The sequence below is a fragment of the Brevundimonas albigilva genome, from assembly GCF_023503965.1.
Taxonomy (GTDB): Bacteria; Pseudomonadota; Alphaproteobacteria; order Caulobacterales; family Caulobacteraceae; genus Brevundimonas; species Brevundimonas albigilva.
Genome location: NZ_CP097298.1, coordinates 414,857 through 435,028, shown reverse-complemented (window position 1 = coordinate 435,028; position 20,172 = coordinate 414,857). Strand labels below are relative to the sequence as shown.

At 69.6% G+C, this 20,172-nt stretch carries 16 protein-coding genes, 2 tRNA genes and 2 pseudogenes; 8 read left to right on the top strand and 12 right to left on the bottom strand.

Annotation, left to right across the window (positions count from 1 at the left end):
• Nucleotides 1-149 precede the first annotated feature (149 nt).
• The 7 genes and pseudogenes from MU852_RS02255 to MU852_RS02225 form a co-directional block, all read right to left on the bottom strand.
• Nucleotides 150-1,523 (bottom strand): BatA domain-containing protein, encoded by a 1,374-nt coding sequence (locus tag MU852_RS02255; RefSeq protein WP_249750844.1) that lies wholly within the window; start codon nt 1,521-1,523, stop codon nt 150-152.
• On the bottom strand, nt 1,520-2,407 hold the full coding sequence (locus MU852_RS02250) for a DUF58 domain-containing protein (protein WP_249750843.1): 888 nt from the start codon (nt 2,405-2,407) through the stop codon (nt 1,520-1,522). Before MU852_RS02250 ends, MU852_RS02255 begins: the two co-directional genes overlap by 4 nt.
• Nucleotides 2,408-2,414: 7 nt before the next feature.
• Nucleotides 2,415-3,415: pseudogene (locus tag MU852_RS02245) on the bottom strand (AAA family ATPase).
• Between the two features lie 22 nt (nt 3,416-3,437).
• The gene (locus tag MU852_RS02240; protein ID WP_249750842.1) at nt 3,438-4,151 is read right to left on the bottom strand and encodes a DUF4159 domain-containing protein; all 714 of its coding nucleotides are present in this window, start codon (nt 4,149-4,151) and stop codon (nt 3,438-3,440) included.
• A 7-nt stretch (nt 4,152-4,158) separates the two neighbouring features.
• Entirely contained in the window at nt 4,159-5,493 is a 1,335-nt protein-coding gene (locus tag MU852_RS02235) for a TldD/PmbA family protein (RefSeq protein WP_249750841.1), read from the bottom strand.
• Nucleotides 5,494-5,513: 20 nt separating this feature from the next.
• The gene (locus tag MU852_RS02230; RefSeq protein WP_249750840.1) at nt 5,514-7,148 is read right to left on the bottom strand and encodes a TldD/PmbA family protein; all 1,635 of its coding nucleotides are present in this window, start codon (nt 7,146-7,148) and stop codon (nt 5,514-5,516) included.
• Between the two features lie 263 nt (nt 7,149-7,411).
• Nucleotides 7,412-7,486, bottom strand: a tRNA-Asn gene (locus tag MU852_RS02225).
• Between the two features lie 276 nt (nt 7,487-7,762).
• Between MU852_RS02225 and MU852_RS02220 the strand changes: the two genes are divergently transcribed.
• Nucleotides 7,763-8,362: a TrmH family RNA methyltransferase gene (locus MU852_RS02220; RefSeq protein ID WP_347342328.1), complete on the top strand. Its 600-nt coding sequence runs from the start codon at nt 7,763-7,765 to the stop codon at nt 8,360-8,362.
• A 60-nt stretch (nt 8,363-8,422) separates the two neighbouring features.
• Here MU852_RS02220 and MU852_RS02215 read toward each other — a convergent pair.
• Together MU852_RS02215 and MU852_RS17660 are read right to left on the bottom strand one after the other, a co-directional pair.
• Nucleotides 8,423-8,496, bottom strand: a tRNA-Cys gene (locus MU852_RS02215).
• Nucleotides 8,497-8,611: 115 nt separating this feature from the next.
• Complete coding sequence (locus MU852_RS17660) at nt 8,612-8,878, bottom strand: hypothetical protein (RefSeq protein ID WP_347342327.1); 267 nt, start codon at nt 8,876-8,878, stop codon at nt 8,612-8,614.
• Between the two features lie 34 nt (nt 8,879-8,912).
• Between MU852_RS17660 and MU852_RS17655 the strand changes: the two genes are divergently transcribed.
• The 5 genes from MU852_RS17655 to MU852_RS02190 all read left to right on the top strand — a co-directional run bounded on the left by MU852_RS17655 (nt 8,913) and on the right by MU852_RS02190 (nt 15,533).
• On the top strand, nt 8,913-9,257 hold the full coding sequence (locus MU852_RS17655) for a hypothetical protein (RefSeq protein ID WP_347342326.1): 345 nt from the start codon (nt 8,913-8,915) through the stop codon (nt 9,255-9,257).
• A 128-nt stretch (nt 9,258-9,385) separates the two neighbouring features.
• Nucleotides 9,386-10,921, top strand: coding sequence for a TolC family outer membrane protein (locus MU852_RS02205; RefSeq protein WP_249750839.1), 1,536 nt, complete (start codon nt 9,386-9,388; stop codon nt 10,919-10,921).
• Nucleotides 10,922-11,091: 170 nt separating this feature from the next.
• A complete protein-coding gene (locus MU852_RS02200; RefSeq protein ID WP_249750838.1) occupies nt 11,092-11,730 on the top strand; it encodes a DUF2497 domain-containing protein in 639 nt (212 codons plus the stop codon).
• A gap of 109 nt (nt 11,731-11,839) precedes the next feature.
• Nucleotides 11,840-14,656: a valine--tRNA ligase gene (locus MU852_RS02195; RefSeq protein ID WP_249750837.1), complete on the top strand. Its 2,817-nt coding sequence runs from the start codon at nt 11,840-11,842 to the stop codon at nt 14,654-14,656.
• Between the two features lie 145 nt (nt 14,657-14,801).
• A complete protein-coding gene (locus MU852_RS02190) occupies nt 14,802-15,533 on the top strand; it encodes a TlyA family RNA methyltransferase (protein ID WP_249751833.1) in 732 nt (243 codons plus the stop codon).
• Between the two features lie 108 nt (nt 15,534-15,641).
• On the opposite strand, the gene MU852_RS02185 is transcribed toward MU852_RS02190, so the two are convergent.
• Nucleotides 15,642-16,289 carry a glycine zipper 2TM domain-containing protein gene (locus MU852_RS02185; protein ID WP_249750836.1) on the bottom strand — a complete coding sequence of 216 codons (648 nt, stop codon included), beginning with the start codon at nt 16,287-16,289 and terminating at the stop codon, nt 15,642-15,644.
• Between the two features lie 170 nt (nt 16,290-16,459).
• Here MU852_RS02185 and MU852_RS02180 point away from each other — a divergent pair, with 170 nt between their 5' ends.
• Both MU852_RS02180 and MU852_RS02175 read left to right on the top strand, forming a co-directional pair.
• Nucleotides 16,460-17,701: a class I SAM-dependent RNA methyltransferase gene (locus tag MU852_RS02180; protein WP_249750835.1), complete on the top strand. Its 1,242-nt coding sequence runs from the start codon at nt 16,460-16,462 to the stop codon at nt 17,699-17,701.
• 5 nt (nt 17,702-17,706) lie between these two features.
• Nucleotides 17,707-18,105, top strand: a complete 399-nt coding sequence (locus MU852_RS02175; RefSeq protein ID WP_249750834.1) for a hypothetical protein — start codon at nt 17,707-17,709, stop codon at nt 18,103-18,105.
• On the opposite strand, the gene MU852_RS02170 is transcribed toward MU852_RS02175, so the two are convergent.
• Together MU852_RS02170 and MU852_RS02165 are read right to left on the bottom strand one after the other, a co-directional pair.
• Nucleotides 18,102-18,776 (bottom strand): alpha/beta hydrolase, encoded by a 675-nt coding sequence (locus MU852_RS02170; protein ID WP_249750833.1) that lies wholly within the window; start codon nt 18,774-18,776, stop codon nt 18,102-18,104. The genes MU852_RS02175 and MU852_RS02170 overlap by 4 nt on opposite strands.
• A 217-nt stretch (nt 18,777-18,993) precedes the next feature.
• Nucleotides 18,994-20,084: pseudogene (locus MU852_RS02165) on the bottom strand (PA0069 family radical SAM protein).
• Nucleotides 20,085-20,172: the final 88 nt, after the last annotated feature.

Here is a 20,172-nt window from a genome sequence, read left to right as displayed (position 1 = left end):
TTCGCTCCAGAGCGTCCGTTCGGCGCTCCAGGCGGCCGCGTTGCAGGGCGGCGAACCCCTTCAGCGCGGCGGGGTCGCGGAACAGCAGGTCGGCGCTGTCTTCCAACGGCGGGGCGCCGGCGTCCAGTCGGGCGACGAGCCACGCCCGGTCAAGACGGCGGATCCGCCAGGCGGCCGTGATCGAAGTCGCCAGGAGCAGGCCGACGGCGACGGCGGCCGCGACCTCCGGACCGAAAATCCGCAGGCACAGAAGCACAATGCCCGTCGTCAGCGGCAGGCCGATCGCCAGCGTGTCCAGGGCCGCGCGGCGGCGGGCGGCGTTCTGAAGCCGAAGGGCTTGCTGCTGGAGCGAGGGTTTGCGTGCGGTCATGGCGCGACCGCTCGACGTCGGCGGGTGGCGAGCCAGCGCTCGACCGCGAACAGCAGGGCGACGAGCACAGCCAGCCAGGGTCTTGCGTCCACGGCCGGAAGCCGAGGAGCCGGCCCCCCGTCAGCGGGGCGTGATCGACGGCGGCGACGCGCGCGGGCTGCGGCGACGGCGCCAGCAGCCGCCAAAGCGCGTCGGGAAAGTCGGCCTGGGCCACGGCGGGCATGGCCGACGGCGTCAGCGGCCGCGTCAGATGCACGACCCGCCCCTTGCCGACCAGGCCCTGCATCGCCAAGGGCGCGCCGGCGTCGTCGCGCCAGGCGGCGACGGCCTCGCCTTCGAACGGCAGGACGGCGTCGGAGGACAGAAGGGCCACGCCCCCGGCGCGGATCCAGGCGACGACCTCGGCGGACGGAGCGCCGGCCGCCAGCCACACCAGCGCGCCGGGGTCGGCGCCCAGCGCCTTGTCGGTCGAGGCGGCGTCGAAGGCGGGCCGCAGGTCCGGCGCCGTCCAGGCCGAGACGGCGGCCCGGAAAAACCGGGCCTGGCGTTCCGCATCCGGGGCGTAGCGGACCGTGAGGCGGGGCGGCGGGGAGGAAGCCGGCGCCGATGCGGGGGCGGGATCCGCCACGCGCCATGCGACCGCCCGCGACAGGCGCGGGCGTTCCGCATCGACGCCGTCCAGGACCGACGGCGCGACCAGTTCCAGCGGCGTCCCCTGGGGAAGGTCGGCGTCCAGTTGCCGGATCAGGCTGACGAGGTCCTGACCCTCGCCTCCTGTCGGCGGGGCGTTGTCGAGAGACGGAAAGCCAGGGGCCAGCCAGATCCGCCGGGCGTTGTCCTGTCGCGGCGCGGGCAGGCGGGCCGGGTCCACGCCAGGGGCGACGGCGAAGACCGGACGGTCGTCGGCCAGGCCGCGCAGCACGGGCTGGGCCAGGCCCAGGACGATCGCGGCCAGCAGCGCCAATCGGGCGGCCAGCAGCCGCCGTTCGTCGATCCGAAGGCGTCGGCGGTACCTGGGATCGCGCTTCAGCCAGCGCAGGGCGGCGAAGGCGACCGTGCGCGTCTGGGTTCGCCGGGCGATGTGGATGACGACGGGGATCGCCAGCGCCGCCAGGGCGACGAGGGCGAAGGGCGCGAGCAGGGCCGGGCTCATGACCGCGTCGCCTCGCGGAACAGGGCCTGTATGGGACGGTCCGCCGGCTCGTCGACCACATGAAGGGCGTGGCGCACGCCGTGGGCGTCCAGGCGGGCGACCAGGGCGGCCCGCGCCTCGGCCATGCGGGCCAGATAGCCGGCGCGCAGGGCGCGTCCGTCGCCGACCACATGGCCGTCAGACTCGGGATCCTCGAAGCGATAGCCGTCGTCGAAGGGGAAGTCCCGTTCGTCGGCGGTCAGGATCTGGATCAGGGCGACGTCGCGACCGGAGGCGGCCAGCCGTTCGGCCCCGGCGACGCAGTCTTCGTCGAACCCGTCGCTCAGAAACAGGATCAGATCGCTTGGGCCCAGACGCTGGCCCAACACCGCCACATCGCGCGTCCAGTGGGCGACACCCCCGGGTTGAAGCGGGGCCAGCGCCAACGACAGCCGGTCGCGATGGCGCGCGCCGGCGCCCGGTTCGATGACGACGGGCGCGCCGGCCGAGGCGACCATCAGGCCGAAGCAGTCGCCCTGTTGCAGAGCCACCTGGATCAGGCTGGCGGCCAGGCGGCGTGCGGCGTCGAACCGGCTCCACAGCGGCGTCGCCAGGTCCGCCTGGCTCATGGAGGCGCTGGCGTCCAGCACGATCCAGATCGCCACCGGGCTCTCGCGTTCGGCGTCGCGTACGAAGAAGCGGTCCGACCGGGCGTAGAGCTTCCAGTCGATCCGGCGCAGGTCGTCGCCGCGCTCGTAGGGCCGATACTGGGCGAACTCCAACCCGCCCCCGCGATTGCGGCTGTCGTGCTGGCCGGCCGCGGACAGCATCGCCGGCCGACGCGGCGTCAGCGACAGCCGCCGCAGGCGGCTGCGCAGATCGGCAGGCAGGTCGAGCGGCGACATCGGCGCCTCAGTCCGAGGCGGGGGCGGGCAGGGTCGTCAGCAGGTCCGCGATGACGGCGTCGGCGCTCTTGGCCTCGGCCTCGGCGGCGAAGGACAGCAGGATGCGGTGGCGCATCACTGGCGCGGCCAGGGCCAGGACGTCCTCGCGCGTCGCGGCCAGACGCCCGTGCAGCAGGGCGCGGGCCTTGCACGCCAGGATCAGGGCCTGTCCCGCGCGTGGACCGGCGCCCCAGCGGACGTAGTCACGCACGACGGCCGGCGCGTCGGGCGCCGGCCGCGTGGCCCGCACCAGGGCGACGATCCAGTCCATCAGCCCGTCGCCCACATGGACCTGACGCACCCATTTCTGCAGGGCCACGATGTCCGGCCCCTGCATCACCTGCGGGACTTCGGCGCCGCCGGCGCCGGTCGTCTGGACCAGGATGGCGCGCTCTTCGGAGGCGGTCGGATAGCCGACCCGGATGTTCAGCAGAAAGCGGTCGAGCTGCGCTTCCGGCAGGGGATAGGTGCCCGCCTGATCCAGCGGGTTCTGCGTCGCCAGGACGAAGAAGGGCTCTGCCAGCCGATGGGTCACGCCGGCGTAGCTGACGGTATGCTCCTGCATCGCCTCCAGCAGCGCGGCCTGGGTCTTGGGCGGGGTGCGGTTCAGTTCGTCAGCCAGCAGCAGGTTGGTGAAGACCGGGCCCGGCTGGAAACGGAAGCGCCGATGGCCCGTGCCGTGATCCTCTTCCAGCACCTCGGTGCCCAGGATGTCGCTGGGCATCAGGTCGGGGGTGAACTGGACGCGGTGGAAGTCCAGCGCCAGCGCCTGACCCAGGGTCCGCACCAGAAGCGTCTTGCCCAGGCCGGGGACGCCCTCGATCAGACAGTGGCCGCCCGCCAGCAGGCCGACCAGCAGCTGTTCGACCACCTGCTCCTGACCGACGATGGCCTGACCGATCGCCTGGCGCAGCGACCGAGCTGGTCGAGACGGTCCTTGATTTCGGCTTCGCTGGGCGTGTCGGTCATGGGAGTTCCAGGCGGGGAGGGGTCAGGCGGTCAGGGCGTAGATCACGATGTTGACCGCGAACTTGGTGTTGTCTTCGGCCAGGAAGCGCTTGTTGCGCCAGTCGTAGTCCCACTCGCAGCCGTAATCCTTGTTGCTGTAGAGCACGCCCAGCCGGCCGTTCACGACGATGCCCTTCAGATAGTCGTGCACCAGGTCGTCGCCCCAGCCGTTCAGCTCGAAGCTGGTGGCCGGCGGGCCGTCGAACTGGAAGAAGCTGCGATAGAGGGCGTGATCGTTGGGCAGCTTGTTCAGGGCGTCGGCGCCGAACAGGCTCGCCATCTGACGCTCGAACGAGGTGGCGAACAGGCCGTCGATGTCGTGGTTGCAGTCGTCGACGAAGACGAAGCCGCCGTTCCTGACATAGCGTTCGAAATTGGCCGCCTCGGCGGCGTTGAACTCGACCAGCTTGTGTCCCGCCAGATAGCAGAACGGCGCCCTCAGCATCGCCGGGTCGGACAGGCGCACCACCCGCTCCTCCGGGTCGATCCGCAGGTTGGTGTAGTCGACCAGGGAGGTCAGGATGTTCGACGGCATCCGCTGGTCCACGTCCCAGTCGCCGGAATCGTAGCGCAGACGGGTGAACCAGAAGTCGTAGGTCGGCGCGGCGACGGCCGGACGCCCTGAAACCAGGGAGCCCAGCGCGCCGCCGGCCAGCAGTCGCAGGCAGTCCGCACGGGTGAGCCGACCGCCGCCCATCCCGTCGTCAGACCGCGTCCGACAGGGAGGTGAAGGTGAAGTCGCGCAGACGCATCGGCGGGATCATCATCCGGAACGAGGACTCGTCGCCGGCCACGCGCACCGGCCGCCCCAATTCGTCGATGTTGTTCAGCATGATCACCGGCGACTCGTTGAAGCGGAAGTTCTTGATCGGATACTTCAGCTCGCCGTTCTCGATATAGAAGGTGCCGTCGCGGGTCAGGCCCGTCAGCAACACCGTTTGCGGGTCCACCATGCGGATGTACCAGGTGCGCGTCACCAGGATGCCGCGCTCGGTCTCGCGCACCAGGTCCGAGGTCGACTTCGTGCCGCCGGACATGATCAGGTTGCCCGGCTGGCCCACGGCCGTCTTGCCCTGCTTCTGCGCCCAGTAGCGCGAGTAGATCAGGTTGGCGATCTTGCCGTTCTCGACGAAGGGCAGGCGGTCGCGCGGCAGGCCTTCGTCGTCCCAAGGCATGACCGGCGCCTCGTCGTGCCACGGATCGGCGAAGATGTTGACGCGCGGGTCATAGACCTGCTCGCCCAGCTTGTTGCCGCCGCCGGCCTTGGACAGGAAGCTGCGTCCTTCGTCCGCCGGGCGGGCGTCGAAGAAGTTGAACATGAAGGAGATCAGGCCGGCGGCCGCCGCCGGCTCCAGGATCACGGTGTATTTGCCGGGCTCCAACGCCTGGGCGTCGGCCGAGGCCGCCGCCTTGCGCATGGCGATCTGGATGTCGTCGCCGGCGTTGAAACGGCTAGAATCCTGAAGGTTGCGCCCGACCCAGCCCGAACCCCGGCCATCGGCGGTCCGCACCGTGCAGGTGTAGTCCATGCCCGTGGCGCGCTGATAGCCGAAGTTGCCGTTCGAATTGGCGAAGGCGACGAAGGTCTGGCCATCCAGCAGGAAGCCGGCGGCGATCAGGTTCTCGGCCCGGCACGGCGCGATGGAGGCGCGGGCGACCTCGGCGCGCTGTTCGGGGGTGATGGCCGCCGTCGCCTCGCTGAAGGTCTGGCTGGGCCGGTACTGCTGCGGACCCACGGCGGGCACGAACTCGGGGTTTTCCGGCGCCAGCTTGGCCAGGTCCTCGGCGCGACGAACCACGCGCGCCAGGGCCTCGTCGGAGAACTCGTTGATGGTGGCGACGCCGACCCGCTTTCCGAACGCCACCTGAACGGCCAGGTCGGTGTTGCTGACGACGCCGCTGGTCGAGACGTTGTTCAGGGCGAAGCGGATGTTGCCGTCGATGGAGCCGTTCAGCTGGGCCGTGCACTCGTCGGCGGTCGACAGGGCGATCACCTTGTCCAGGATCGCCTTGGCCTCGGTCTCGGTCATGATGCTCATTGTTGTGTCCCCGATCCCGATCAGCCGAGCGAACGCGCGGTGTTGATGACGTTGATGCCGTCGAAGCGCGTGGTCGACGAGCCGTGGCTGACGGCCGAGACCTGGCTGGGCTGGCCCTTGCCGTCGAAGAAGGAGCCGAACATCCGATAGTCGCTTTCGTCGCAGATGGCCGAGCAGGCGTTCCAGAACTCGGGCGTGCGCATCTGATAGGCCACGTCTTCCAGCGGCTGGGTGATGCGGCCGTTCTTGATCTCGTAGAACAGAGTCCCGCCGAACTGGGCGTTGTAGCGCTGCTGGTCGATCGAGAAGGAACCGCGGCCCAGGATGTAGATGCCGTCCTCGACATTGGCGATCATGTCGGCGGCGCTCATCTTGGTCTTGCCGGGCTGCAGCGAGACGTTGGGCATCCGCTGGAACTGCACCGTCGACCAGGAGTCGGCGTAGGAGCAGCCGTCCGAGGCGTCCTTGCCCAGGATATGAGCCTGATCGCGCGTGGTCTGATAGTCGACCAGCTTGCCGTCCTGGATCAGCGGCCAGCTCTTGGTCTGGACGCCCTCGTCGTCGTAGCCGACCGCGCCCAGGCTGCCGCGCTGGGTCTTGTCGGCCATGATGTTGACGATCTCGCTGCCGTACTGGAAGCGCGCCTCGCGCTTGTCCAGGGTGGCGAAGCTGGTGCCGGCGTAGTTCGCCTCGTAGCCCAGCACCCGATCCAGCTCCAGCGGGTGGCCCACCGACTCGTGGATGGTCAGGCCCAGGTGGTTCGGGTCCAGAACCAGGTCGTAGCGGCCCGGCTTGACCGAGGCGGCCGTCAGCTTCTCCCGCGCCTGGCGGGCGGCTGCGACCGCGTCCTCGGTCATGTCGTAGGACATGCCGTAGCTGACCACGCCGTTCGGGGCCGTGATCTTGTCGGCCGCATCGCCGTCCAGATATTCCAGACCCATGCCCATCGGCGCCGACAGCCCGTCGCGAGAGCGGAACTTGCCCGTCGTCTGGTCGATCGCCGTGACGGTGAAGGGCGCCCAGATGCGGTGGATGTCCTGGTCGATGTAGGAGCCGTCGGTGCTGGCGAAATACTTCTGCTCGTTGACCAGGAACATCATCGAGTTGACGAAGCTGGCGCCGGCGTTGGTGGCGGCGGCGTTGACGCCCAGCAGCAGATCGACCTTCTCCTGCAGCGGGGCCTCCATCGCGTTGCGACGGATCGGCGTGCGCCAGCTGACCTCGCCGACGCCGCGCGTCGGGGCCAGACGGACCGGCGCGGTCTGGTTCTTGGTGTTGGCGCGGGCGATGGCCGCGGCCAGGCGCGCGGCGTTCGCGACGGCCTCGGCGGTCATCTCGTTGGTGGCGGCGAAGCCCCAGGCCCCGTCGGCGATGACGCGGACGCCGACGCCCATGGACTCGGTGTTGACCACGTTCTGGACGTTGGCTTCGCGCGTGATGATGAACTGGCGCAGATAGCGGCCGACGCGGACGTCGCAATAGCTGGCGCCGGCGTTGGTCGCGGCGCTCAGACCGGCGTCGGCCAGGCGCTTCTTGACCGCCACGTCGACCGGTTCGACCAGTTGTTCGGCGGCGATGGCGCGCCCGACGAAGCCGGGCAGCAGGGCGCCCCCGGCCCCGATGCCGCAGGCGGCGAGAAATCGACGTCTATCCAAAGCTGGTCTCCCCCGAGAATGCGGGCCGCGCGCCGCGGCCCTTGACGACGGTGCGAGTCATCGCATCGGCGGGACACATTCACCGCCCGGCGCACCCCCGTCAAATGACGAAGCGGAAAGAATCGGGCGGCAGCCGCTTGTCGTCCGACGAAAGGGGCGGCGGAAGGCCGCCGACGTCCGTCGCCCGGCGGCGTGGACTCTTCATGCCGGCGCCGACGCTGGAACGCGCGACGCATGACATTGTCAAATGGGGAAAAACCGAGTGGCTCCGCGGGTAGGATTCGAACCTACGACCAGCCGATTAACAGTCGGCTGCTCTACCACTGAGCTACCGCGGAACATGCTCGGGAGGCGGGCCTATAGCAGCGGGGCTTCGAGTCGTGCAACGGGGAAAATGTGCAAAATCATCCGATCTCCATCACAGACCCCGACGATCCGCGCGTCGCCCCGTTTCGCGACATCAGGGAGCGGGATCTGACCGGTCGCCAGGGCCTGTTCATCGCCGAAGGGGAGGTGGTGGTGCGCGTGCTGGCGTCATCCGCCTCGCTGTGCCGTCCGCAGGCCCTGCTTGTGGCGGACAAGCGGATCGGCGCGCTAGCGGACCTGATCGCCGCGTGGCCGGACGGCGCCGCCGTCTATTGCGCCAGTCAGCCTGTGCTGGACCGGATCGCCGGCTTTCCGCTTCACCGGGGATACTGGCGCTGGGTGAAAAGCCCGAGGGCGGCCAGCGTGCGGCGGCGATTTCGCGCGTCGCGGCCGACGATGTCTTCGTCGTGGCCGCGGGAATCGGCAATCACGACAATATGGGCGGACTGTTTCGCAACGCCGCCGCGTTCGGGGCGCGGGCGGTGCTGCTGGATGACCGCTGTTGCGATCCCTTCTACCGCAAGGCCATCCGCGTCTCGGTCGGGGCCGTGCTGCGCACGCCGATGACGACGGGCGAACCGCTGGAAGCGATCCTTGACCGGCTGCATGCGGCCGGCGTGGAAGTCCTGGCCTTCACGCCCTCGGCCAGGGAAACCTTGGCCGGCTTTCGGCGCCAGGGACCCGTCGCCGTGCTGTTGGGGACCGAAGGCCCAGGACTGCCGACGTCGGTGATCGCGCGCTGCCGGCCGGTGGGCATACCCATGAAGGGCGGCTTCGATTCATTGAATGTGGCGGCGACCAGCGCGGTGGCGCTGCACCACCTGACCAGTCCGGCGTTGTCGGGCTGAGGCAAGGGCCGAAAAGCAAAGGGCGCGACCCGACGGCCGCGCCCTTCTTGATGCTTGCGATGGAGGCCTGACCGGGAATCGAACCCGGGTGCAAGGATTTGCAGTCCTCTGCGTCACCACTCCGCCATCAGGCCGCCGAGACCCCGTGGAACGGGGGCGGTCATCGCGAGGGGCGTTCGCTATCAGATCGGATTGTCCGCTGCAACGCACGGACCTATAAGCGCCGCAGAATTCCTCCCGGAACTAATGTCAAAGGCTGCCAAGATGGATTTCACCGCCGCGCGCAAGGCCATGGTCGATTCGCAGGTCCGCGTGAACGACGTCACCGATCGCCACATCCACGCCGCCATGCTGACCGTTCAACGCGAAGCCTTCTGCGCGCCGGATCGGGCCTTCGCCGCCTATGCCGACGGGGCGGTGGAAATCGCGGGCGAGCGCAAGCTGATGCCGGCCCGGGACGTGGCCAAGCTGCTGCAGGCGGCCGAGGCCCGCGAGGGGCGAGCGGGCCCTGGCCATCGCCGCGCCTTACGCCGGCGCCGTTCTGGCGCGCATGGGGTTGAAGGTCGCCGCGCAGGAAGCGGACCAGGCGGTGCTGGACATCGTCGCTCCCGCCCTGGCGGCCGAGGGCGCCGAGACGGTTCTGGCGCCGCTGGATCAGCCGGTCGGCGAGAACTGGGATCTGATCGTTTGCGAGGGCGCGGTGGTGTCCGCCCCCGAGGCGTGGGGCGCGGCCTTGCGTCCCGGCGGTCGGATGGTGGTGGTCGAGCGGCGCAGCGCCGTGGGCAAGGCCGCCCTGTATGTGAAGGGCCGCGAAGGGCTGTCGCGTCGCGAACTGTTCGATTCCGCGCCCGCCATGCTTGCGGCGCTGACGCCGGCGCCCACCTTCGCGCTCTAAGATCTGCGCCCGCGACGGGTTCGGGCCGGTCGAGCGTGAAAAAACTTAACTGGCGTGTGGTCGGTTCAAGCCGCAGTTACGCTGGAGAACATTCGACGTCCCCGGGGGCGTCAGGCGAAGGACGAACAATGCTGAATCGCTCTCGTGCGCTGGCTTCGGCCGCTGTGGTCGCCCTGGTGGCCGGACTGGCCGCGCCGGCCTGGGCCGAGACCCTGCAGGACGCCATCGCCTTGGCCTATCAGACCAACCCCAGTCTGCTGGCCCAGCGCGCCAACCAACGCGCCCTGGACGAGACCGTCGTCCAGGCCCGTTCCGGCCTGCGCCCGACGCTGAGCGCCTCGGCGGGCGTCGACTATACGCGCAGCGATTTTCCGGCCCTCACCCAGTTCGTGGACACCAACGGCGACGGCATCCCCGACACCCAGGTGACGACATCCTCGTCTGAGACCGACGGCGCCAACGTCGGCGTCAGCCTGTCGCAGAACCTGTGGACCGGCGGCCGCACCGCCCGCGCCATCGATCAGGCCAACGCCAGCGTCCTGGCGGGCCGCGAGAACCTGCGCGACATCGAACAGCAGGTGATGCTGTCAGTGATCCAGGCCTATGTGAACGTCACCCGCGACATGGAAATCCTGCGCATCCGCCAGGAAAACCTGACCGTCCTCCAGCGCCAACTGGAAGAGACCAGCGCCCGCTTCGAGGTGGGGGAGGTGACCCGCACCGACGTCGCCCAGGCCGAAGCCTCCCTGGCCCAGTCCGAAGCCGACCTGGCCAGCGCCCAGGCCCAGCTGTCGACGACCCGCGCCGCCTACGCCGCCGTGGTGGGCCAGGCGCCGGCGGACCTGGAGGCCGCGCCGACCTTGCCCGAGATTCCGGCCGACTTCGACGTGGCGCTGGAAACGGCCCTGGCCGCCAACCCCGGCGTGCTGTCCGCCGTGTATAACCAGCAGGCCGCCGAGGCCGCCGTGGCCGCCGCGCGCGCCGAATATATGCCGTCCGTGCGCGCCACCGCCTCCTACGGGGGCTCCGCGACCGACCTGGGCAATCTGGACGAACTGGCGGACCGCCGCACCTTCTCCGCCGGGGCGACCCTGTCGGTGCCGCTGTTCACGGGCGGCCTGAACCGCTCGCGGGTGGCCCAGGCCCTGGAACAGGCCAACGCCGCCCAGATTTCGGTCGAGGGCCAGCGCCGCGCCGCCCTGCAGGACGTCAGCTCGGCCTTCGCCCAGGTGCTGTCGACCCGCTCGAACGTCGCGGCGGGCGAAGAGGCCGTCCGCGCCGCCGGCGTGGCCGCCGAGGGCGTTCGGCAGGAGGCGCAGGTGGGCCTGCGCACCACCCTGGACGTGCTGAACCAGGAAGTGACCTTGCGCTCGGCGCAGACCGCCCTGGCCAACGCCCGCGCCGCCGAATACGTCGCGCGCGCCTCGCTGCTGGCGGCGATGGGCGGGCTGGAGGGGCCGACCCTCAACCCGACCATCGAGACCTACGATCCGGCCGCCAACTTCGATCGCGTCCAGCATCGCGGCGGACTGCCGTGGGACGGCCTGGTCGAGACGCTGGATCGCGTGGCCTCTCCGCCCATCGTGTCCGCCGTGGACGCCGCCGACGCGCCCGTCGATCGTCAGCTGAAGGGCGAGGTGGTCCAGACGGCGCCTCGCGACTGAGGTCGCTTCCGGCGCCGCTTCGCCAAAACGCCCGTTGATTCCGACGGGCGTTGATGCGACGACAATCCATACGGAGTCGGAAGAACCTCATCCGGCGTCGAATCGTTCGCGGCGAGCGGCCCTGAAGCCGGGCGCGGCGAGTCTTGCCAGGCTTCGCGCAAGGGTGCCTCATGACCGACCAGTCCCCCCAGGAACCGACGATGGAGGAGATCCTGGCGTCGATCCGCCGGATCATCTCCGAGGACGAGGCGCCGGCCGACACCCCCGCCACGCCCGAAGCCGAACCCGCCGCCGCGCCGGCGCCCGAGCCGCAGCCGGACGTGCCCGCCGAGGCCGCGCCGATCGCCGCCTCCGCGCCCGAGCCGGTCGCCGAGACGGCTGCGGCGGATGACGACGTCCTGGAACTGACCGACCGCTATGAGGCGCCGGCCGAAAGCATCGGCGATCTCGACGTCTCGGAAGCGGTCGACGAGCCCGTTTACACGCCGCCGGTCGAGCAAGCGGCCGCCGCCCCGTCGCCGGCCCCGGAGCCCGCGCCCGCTCCGGCCTATGACGCCCTGGTGGGCGAAAGCGCGGCCGCCAGCGCGGCCTCGGCCTTCGCCGGCCTGCACGCCTCGTTCAAGAAGCCGGAGCCGGCGCCGTCGCCCGGGTCGAACGCCATTCCCTTCGTCAGCGGCAACACTGTCGAGGCCATGGTCGCCGAAATGCTGCGCCCGATGCTGAAGGACTGGCTGGACGCCAACCTGCCCGCCATCGTCGAGGCCGAGGTACGCAAGGAAGTCGAACGCATCGCCCGCAGCGCCGGCTAGCCCTTCGCCTCATCCGAGACTATTTCGAGGGCGGCTCCGGCGGGGCCGCCCTTTCGCATTCGATCCGCCCCGGCGCCGCGCCCCAAGAGCGACAAGACAAAGAGCCAAGATGCTTGAGAAGACCTTCGAACCCCAGGCCGCAGAACCGCGCCTCTACGCCCAGTGGGAGGAGAGCGGCCTGTTCGCGCCCCGCACCGATGGAGCGGCGGGCGCCTATTCGATCGTCATTCCGCCGCCGAACGTGACGGGCAGCCTGCACATCGGCCATGCGCTGAACAATACGCTGCAGGACATCCTGGCCCGCTATCACCGGATGAAGGGCAAGGCGGTGCTGTGGCTGCCCGGCACGGACCACGCCGGCATCGCCACCCAGATGGTGGTCGAGCGCAAGCTGGCGGCCGAGGGGAACGCCGGCCGCCGCGACATGGGCCGCGACGACTTCATCGAGAAGGTGTGGGAGTGGAAGGCCGAGTCGGGCGGGACCATCGTGCGCCAGCTGCGCCGCCTGGGCGCCAGCTGCGACTGGTCGAGAGAGCGCTTCACCCTGGACGAGGGGCTGAACGCCGCCGTGCGCAAGGTCTTCGTGCAGTTGCACAAGGAAGGCCTGATCTACCGCGACAAGCGGCTGGTGAACTGGGACCCGCATTTCCAGACCGCCATCTCGGACCTGGAGGTCGAGCAGCGCGAGGTCGACGGCGCCTATTGGCATTTCGCCTATCCGCTGGCCGACGGCGTGACCTATCAGCACCCCGTCGCCTTCGACGAGGACGGCAAGGCGACGGATTGGGAGACGCGCGACTTCATCGTCGTCGCCACGACCCGGCCGGAAACCATGCTGGGCGACACCGGCGTGGCGGTTCATCCGGACGATGAACGCTACAGGGGGCTGGTCGGCAGGTCCGTGATCCTGCCGATCACCGGACGCCGCATCCCCATCGTCGCCGACGACTACGCCGATCCGACCAAGGGTTCGGGCGCGGTGAAGATCACGCCGGCGCACGATTTCAACGACTTCGGCGTGGGCAAGCGCCACAACTTGCCTCGCATCAATATCTTGGATGAGTATGCAAGTATCGTTGATACGGCGCAGCTCAGTTACGGTGATCGGCTTGATCTTGCCAAATCGCCTGAAGATGCGGCTTGGATGCAGACGGATTGGAACGAGGAGGATGCCCTCCTCGCCATTCCCCAAGAACTTCAAGGCCTCGACCGCTTCGCCGCGCGCAAGGCCATCGTCGCCCGCGCCGAGGAAGAAGGCTGGCTGCGCGAGATCGAAAAGACCCGGCACATGGTCCCGCACGGCGATCGCTCGGGCGTGGTCATCGAGCCGTGGCTGACGGACCAGTGGTACGTCGACGCCCACGCCCTGGCCCAGCCGGCGCTGAAGGCGGTGGAACAGGGCGACACAGTGTTCGAGCCGAAGTCCTACGAGAAAATCTATTTCGAATGGCTGCGTAACATCGAGCCGTGGTGCATCTCGCGCCAGCTGTGGTGGGGCCACCGTATTCCGGCCTGGTACGGCCCGAACGGCGAGATCTATGCCGCCGAGACTGAAGACGACGCCCGCGAACAGGCGATGGCGGACTATGATTCCGAAGTCGCCCTGACCCAGGACGAGGACGTCCTGGACACCTGGTTCTCCTCGGCCCTGTGGCCCTTCTCGACCATGGGCTGGCCGGAAAAGACCGAGGATCTGGAACGCTTCTATCCGACCAGCGACCTGGTCACGGCGGCGGACATCATCTTCTTCTGGGTCGCCCGGATGATGATGATGGGCCTGCACTTCATGGACGAGGTCCCGTTCAAGCGGGTCATCATCAACGGACTGGTCCGCGACGAGAAGGGCCAGAAGATGTCGAAATCCAAGGGGAACGTCATCGACCCCCTGGGCATCATCGACGAACTGGGCGCCGACCCCTTGCGCTTCACCATGGCCATCCTTTCGGGAACGCGCGACATCAAGCTGTCGAAGCAGCGGATCGAGGGCTATCGCAACTTCGGCACTAAGCTGTGGAACGCCGCCCGCTTTAGCCAGATGAATGAGGCGCGCCGCGTCGAGGGCTTCGATCCCGCCCCCGTCGAACAGACCATCAACCGCTGGATCAGGGGCGAACTGACCAAGGCCGAGCGCGCCGTATCCGACGCCATCGAGGGCGGCCGGTTCGACGATGCGGCGGGCGCGCTTTATCGCTTCATCTGGAACGTGTTCTGCGACTGGTACCTGGAACTGGCCAAGCCGGTGTTCAACGGTTCGGACGAGGCCGCCAAGGCCGAAACCCGCGCCATGACCGCCTGGACCCTGGACCAGATCCTGAAGCTGTTGCATCCGGTCATGCCCTACATCACCGAGGAGCTGTGGGCCGAACTGGGCAAGGAGGGGCCGGCGCGCGAGACCCTGCTGATCGGCGCGCAATGGCCCGATCTGCCGGACCGCTTCGTCGACGCCGCCGCCGAGGCCGAGATCGGCTGGCTGGTCGACCTGGTCACCGAGATCCGCGGCCTGCGCGGCGAGATGAACGTGCCGCCGTCCGCAAAGCCCCCGCTGACCTTCGTCGCGCCGGATGGGGCGACCGAAGCCCGGATCGCGCGCCACCGCGACCTGATCCTGACCCTGGCGCGCGTCTCGGACATCGCGACCGCCGAGGCGGCGCCGGAGGGGGCGGTTACCTTCGTCTCGGGCGGCGCCACGGCGGCCCTGTCGTTGGCGGGCATCATCGACCTGGCGGCCGAGAAGACGCGGCTGGAAAAAGAGATCGCCGCCTTCGACAGCGACATCGGCCACGTGAACAAGAAGCTGGGCAATCCCAACTTCGTCGCCCGCGCCGCGCCCGAGGTGGTGGACGAGCAGCGCGAGAAGCTGGCCGCCGCCGAGGTCGGCAAGGCCAAGCTCCAGGCCGCCCTGGCGCGGTTGAGCGAGATCGGATGATTTCCGTTCCGCCCATCCCCGCGAAAGCGGGGACCCCGCGCCTTGGGCGCTCCGTCGTGCGGCGGGTCGCGCCGCGCCCGATCCGAGGCGCGGATCGGATGAAAGAACGGGGTCCCGGCTTTCGCGGGGATGAGCGGGAGTGAAAATCCGGGTCGACCAACTCCTCGTCGCGCGGGGCCTGTTCGACACCCGCGCCCGGGCCCGCGCCGCCATCGAGGCGGGACGGGTCCGGGCTGACGGCCGCACGGTGGCCAAGCCGTCCGAACTGGTCGCGGAAGACGCCCTGCTGGAGGCCGAAGCCGCTCACCGCTGGGTCGGACGCGGCGCGCTGAAGCTGGATCACGCCCTGACCTTGTGGCCCGTCGAGGCGGCGGGCCGGACGGTGCTGGACATCGGCGCCTCGACCGGCGGCTTCACCGAGGTCTGTCTGGACCGGGGCGCGGCGCGCGTCTTCGCCGTGGATGTGGGATTCGCCCAGATGCACCCCAGCGTGGCCGCCGACCCGCGCGTCGTGAACCTGGAGCGAACCGACGCCCGCGATCTGACGCCCGCCGTGATCCCGGACGCGCCGTCCCTGATCGTGTGCGACGCCAGCTTCATCAGCCTGGCCAAGGTGCTGCCCGCCGCCCTGGCCCTGGCGGCGCCCGGCGCGGATCTGGTCACCCTGATCAAGCCGCAGTTCGAGGCGGATGGACCCAAGGCCATCGGCAAGAAGGGCGTGGTCAAGGATCCCGAGGCCCGCGCCGCCGCGGTCCGGCGTGTCAGCGATTGGCTGGAGGGCGCCGGCTGGAGGGTTCAGGGCGTGACCGAAAGCCCGATCGCCGGCGGCGACGGCAACGTCGAGTTTCTGCTGTGGGCGCGTCGCGCCTCGGGCTGACCCTTCCCGCAAAGAGAAACCGCCGGGGGATTGCTCCCTCGGCGGCTCCCGTCACGACACCGATCGACAGGGGGCTGAAAAAGAACCGGTGGCGCGATCTCTGTTCCCTCAATATCCGTAGGAATAGCTGTAGGTATAGACCGGCGGATAATAGGGGTTGTTGCGGGGCGGGTAGTAGCCGACCGTGGGGCGATAGCTGTAGCCGTAGCTGTAGGTAGGCTGGCTATAGACATAGCTGCTGGAATAGCCGTAGCTGTAGCCCTGCGGCCGATAGTATCCGCCCTGATTGTAGTAGCCGCCGTCATAATACCGATCGCGGCGATCGTACCGCTCGTCTCGGTAATCGCGGTAATAGTCGTCGCGATAGCGGTCGTCGTAGCGGCGATCATAGCGATCCGCATAACGGTCGTCGTAGCGGCGGTCGTCGTAGCGGTCGTCACGGACGTAACCGCGGCAATAGTCGTTGCCGCTGGAGCGACCCGCCGCGCCGCCGACGACGGCGCCGAGCACGCCGCCCAGGATGCTGCCTTCGGTGCGGCGACCGCGCGCGGCCAGCTGAGACCCCGCCACTGCGCCCGCGGCGCCGCCGATCAGGGCGCCGGCGCCGGTGCGGCCGTCGCGATACTGCTCGCAGCGCGGATCATAACCGGGGCGGTCGTAGTAATACCCCTGGGCCGAGGCGACGGCGGGGACGAGGGCCGCGGCCCCGACCGCCAGGGCGGCCAGCGAGACGCGGGCGAAAAGACGTTTGGACATGGCGGGGCTCCTGAACCTGTTTAGCCAACGGCGTAACGTTAACGACGCCGCGTCCGTTTCATAGGTTTAACGCCTGTGAGGTGAACGGCCGTTGAGCGCGCCGTTCATCTTCGTTCATCTTCGCCCCTGGCCGCTTGAGCGGAAGGCGCGCGGGCGGCTAGAAGCGGCCAATGCAGACCTTGAGGATCGACCGCATGGGCGGGCAGGGCGACGGGATCGCCGACACGCCGTCCGGTCCGGTCTTCGCGCCGCTGACCCTGCCGGGCGAGACGGTGCGCGCGCAGGTGGTCGAAGGGCGCGCCGAGGCCGTGGAGATCGTCGAGGCCAGCCCGGACCGGATCGCCGCGGTTTCGCCGCAGTACGGCGATTGCGGCGGATGTTCTCTGCAGCATTGGGCGAACCGGCCTTATCTGGCGTGGAAGCGCGAGCAGGTGCGGCAGGCCCTGGCGCGCGAGCGGATCGAGACCGAGATCGAGCCGACCGTGGCGGTTCCGGCGGGAAGCCGCCGGCGGCTGGCGTTGCACGCCCGACGCGGCCCCGATGGACGGGCGATGCTGGGGTTCAAGGCGCGACGGTCGTGGCGACTGGTCGAGGTGCGGGAATGCCCCGTCGCCGATCCGCGCATCATGCGGGCGATCCCGGCGCTGGCCGAGTTGGCCGAGCCGCTGCTGGAGCATCCCAAGTCGGCCCCGACGCTGCACGTGACGTGGACGCTGACCGGGCTGGACGTCGACGTCACGGGCGTGGAGCGCCGTTTCGGCGGTCTGTCGCGCGACGCTCAGATGAAGGCGATCGCGGCGGCGGGGCGCGCCGACCTGGCGCGGCTGAGCCTGGCGGGCGAGACGCTGGTCATGGCGCGCCAGCCGCAGGTCGCGTTCGGCCCGGCCACCGTGCCCCTGCCGGCCGGCGGCTTCCTTCAGGCCGTGCCGGACGCCGAGGCGGCCATGGTGTCGCGAGCGGTCGATGCGGTGCGCGGCGCCAGGAAGATCGCCGATCTGTTCTGCGGGGCGGGAACCTTCACCTTTCCGCTGGCGACCGTCGCGCCGGTGATCGCGGCCGATGCGTCCAAGGCGGGGATCGAGGCGCTGAAGGCTGGCGTGAGGTCGGCCAAGGGCCTGAAGGCGATCACGGCCGAGGCGCGCGACCTGTTCCGCCGGCCCCTGACCCCGTTCGACCTGAAGGGCTGCGACGCCGTCGTCTTCGATCCGCCCCGCGCCGGGGCCGTGGAGCAGACGGCCCAGATCGCCGGGACCAAGGCGGCGGTGGTCGTGGGGGTGTCGTGCAATCCGCAGACCTTCGCTCGCGATGCTCGGGTGTTGATCGACGCCGGTTTCAGACTGGAGCGCGCGACCCCGGTCGATCAGTTCCTGTGGTCGGCGCATGTCGAACTGGTCGGGATATTCAGGCGGTAGGGACGATGCAGGGCGACGCTTTCGACGAGGACAGCGGCGGGTTCGACGCCGAGGACTGGACGCGGCTGACGCCGTTCACGGGCGCGATCGCCACGCTGGACGACGTGCAGGCGCGCCGTGCGGTGTTCGCCCTGGCCGACACCGATGATCCGCGCCCGATCGCGATGGACCTGCCGCAACCGGTGATCTGGTGGGACGAAGACGGCGAACAGGCGGCCGTGGCGGTTCAGGCCGAGAGCCACCTGAACGCCGAAGGCGAGGCGATGGAGGTGCTGGGCCTGATCCTGCCTGACGGCGGCGGGGCGGTGGCGCTGATGGACGACGTGGACCTTGTGGACGCCAGCGATCCGACCTGGCGCGACCTGGTGACGAACGCGATCGATCCCGGCGCGCTGGACGACTAGGGCAGGGCGGCCGCGACCCGGGCCTGGAAGTCGGGCTGGTCGCCAATGTCGTGGTGATCGGCGTTGGGGAAGACCAGCCGCTCCACCGCCACGCTCCGCGCCTCCAGCCCGCGCGCCAGGGCGCGGCTGAGGCTGGGCGGCAGGGTCTTGTCGCGCCCGGCTTCCAGCACCACCACCTTGCCGGGGTAGCCGTCGAGCGCGGCGGGCACGTCGATGGCCGCAAGCGCCGGGGCCAGGCGCACGCGGACGAAAGCCCGTTTCCAACCCAGCATGTCGTCCACCGCCGCCCGCGCCGAGGGCGTGGTCGCCTCCAGCACCAGGGCGTCGGCGTTCATCGCCCGCGCCGCCTGCGCGCAGACGGGCCCGCCCAACGAATGGCCCCAGGCGATCACGCGGCGGCCTTCGGCGTCGGCCTGGCGTCGGGCCAGCGCTGCGACCGCCTCTCCCGCCGCGTGGAAGCCGGCGTAGTCGGCGGTTCCCGACGTGTCGCCATAGCCGGGATAGTCGAACATCAGCACGTCGCCGAACAGCGTCAGCTTCCGGGCCGCGTTTCCGCCATAGACCGCGCGGCGGAACAGGTTGCCGCCGCAGAACAAAATCAGCGGCGCGTCCGCCCGGCCGGTGCGCACGCGGGTGACGCCGACCGTTCCGCCGGGATAGGGCACGGCCACGGCCTCGGCCGATGCGGGCAGGTCGACGCCGGGCTCCAGTCGGATTTTCTCGGCGGCGACGCGGGCGTCCGGATAGAAGAAGGCGCCCAGGCACCTGCGCCGTCAGGCAGGCGGACAAGGGCAGGGCGGCGGCCAGGACCAGCCCGACGATCCGGAAACGCTTCGGCATGACCCTCTTCTCTCCTGCTTGCGGCGAGGCTAGCGCGATGATTGCCGGTCAGGCAACTGTCGCGGAGGGCAGGTCGAACAGGTCCATCTGCGGCCGGGCGTCGGGCGGCACGCGGAATCGGGTCTCGTCCAGCGGCCTGCGGGGCGCGTCCAGGCCGTAGCGCTTGATCGCCGCCTTGAAGCGCGTCCCGATCAATTCGGCGACCGGGCCGGTTCCCTTCATGCGTTGCGACCAGTCGGGATCGTAGTCGCGTCCGCCGCGCGTCTGGCGGACCAGGGACATGACGCGGGCGGCCCGGTCGGGCCGAGCGTCGGCCAGCCATTCGCGAAACAGGTCCTTGATCTCCAGCGGCAGGCGCAAGGTGACGTACATGGCGGTGGTCGCGCCGGCCTTGGCCGCCGCCTCCAGGACGGCCTCCAGTTCGTGGTCGTTGAGGCCCGGAATGACGGGGGCGAAGCCCACGCCGACGGGGCAACCCGCGTCGGCCAGCCGGCGGATGGCCTCCAGCCGCTTGGCCGGGGTGGAGGCGCGCGGTTCCATGGCGCGGGCCAGCTTTCGGTCCAGGGTGGTGATCGAGACGAAGGCGGAGGCCAGGCCTTCCCGTCCCATCGGCCCCAGGATGTCGGCGTCACGCGCGATCAGCACCGACTTGGTGATGATGCTGAACGGATGGTTGAACCGCTGCATCACCTCCAGGATCGAACGGGTGGAGTTCAGCGTCCGCTCGACCGGCTGATAGGGGTCGGTGTTGCCGCCTATGTGGATGCGCTTGCAGCGGTATCGGGGGCGAGGAAGCTCTGTTCCAGCAGACCTGCCGCCTCGGGCTTGAAGAAGATCCGGCTCTCGAAATCCAGGCCCGGGGATAGGCCCATCCAGGCATGGGATGGACGGGCGTAGCAGTAGATGCAGCCATGTTCATGTTCGCAGCCCTTGTAGGGGTTGATGGAGCGGTCGAAACCGATGTCCGGACTGTCGTTCCGGGCGATGATGGTGCGCGCGTGCTCGGGCGTGAGCACGGTGCGCAGCGGCTGGACTTCGGCGTCGTCGCCGGTCCAGCCGTCGTCGAAACTCTCACGCCTGTCGCTCTCGTAACGGCCGGTCGCATTCGAACGCGCGCCTCTTCCCTTCGCGGCTTCCATGACAGGGAAGATGCCACAGGATTGGAACAAAGCAAGAACATTCTTTTGCGCGCACCGGCGCGCTTTGGCCGAGCCTGACCGGGCGGAG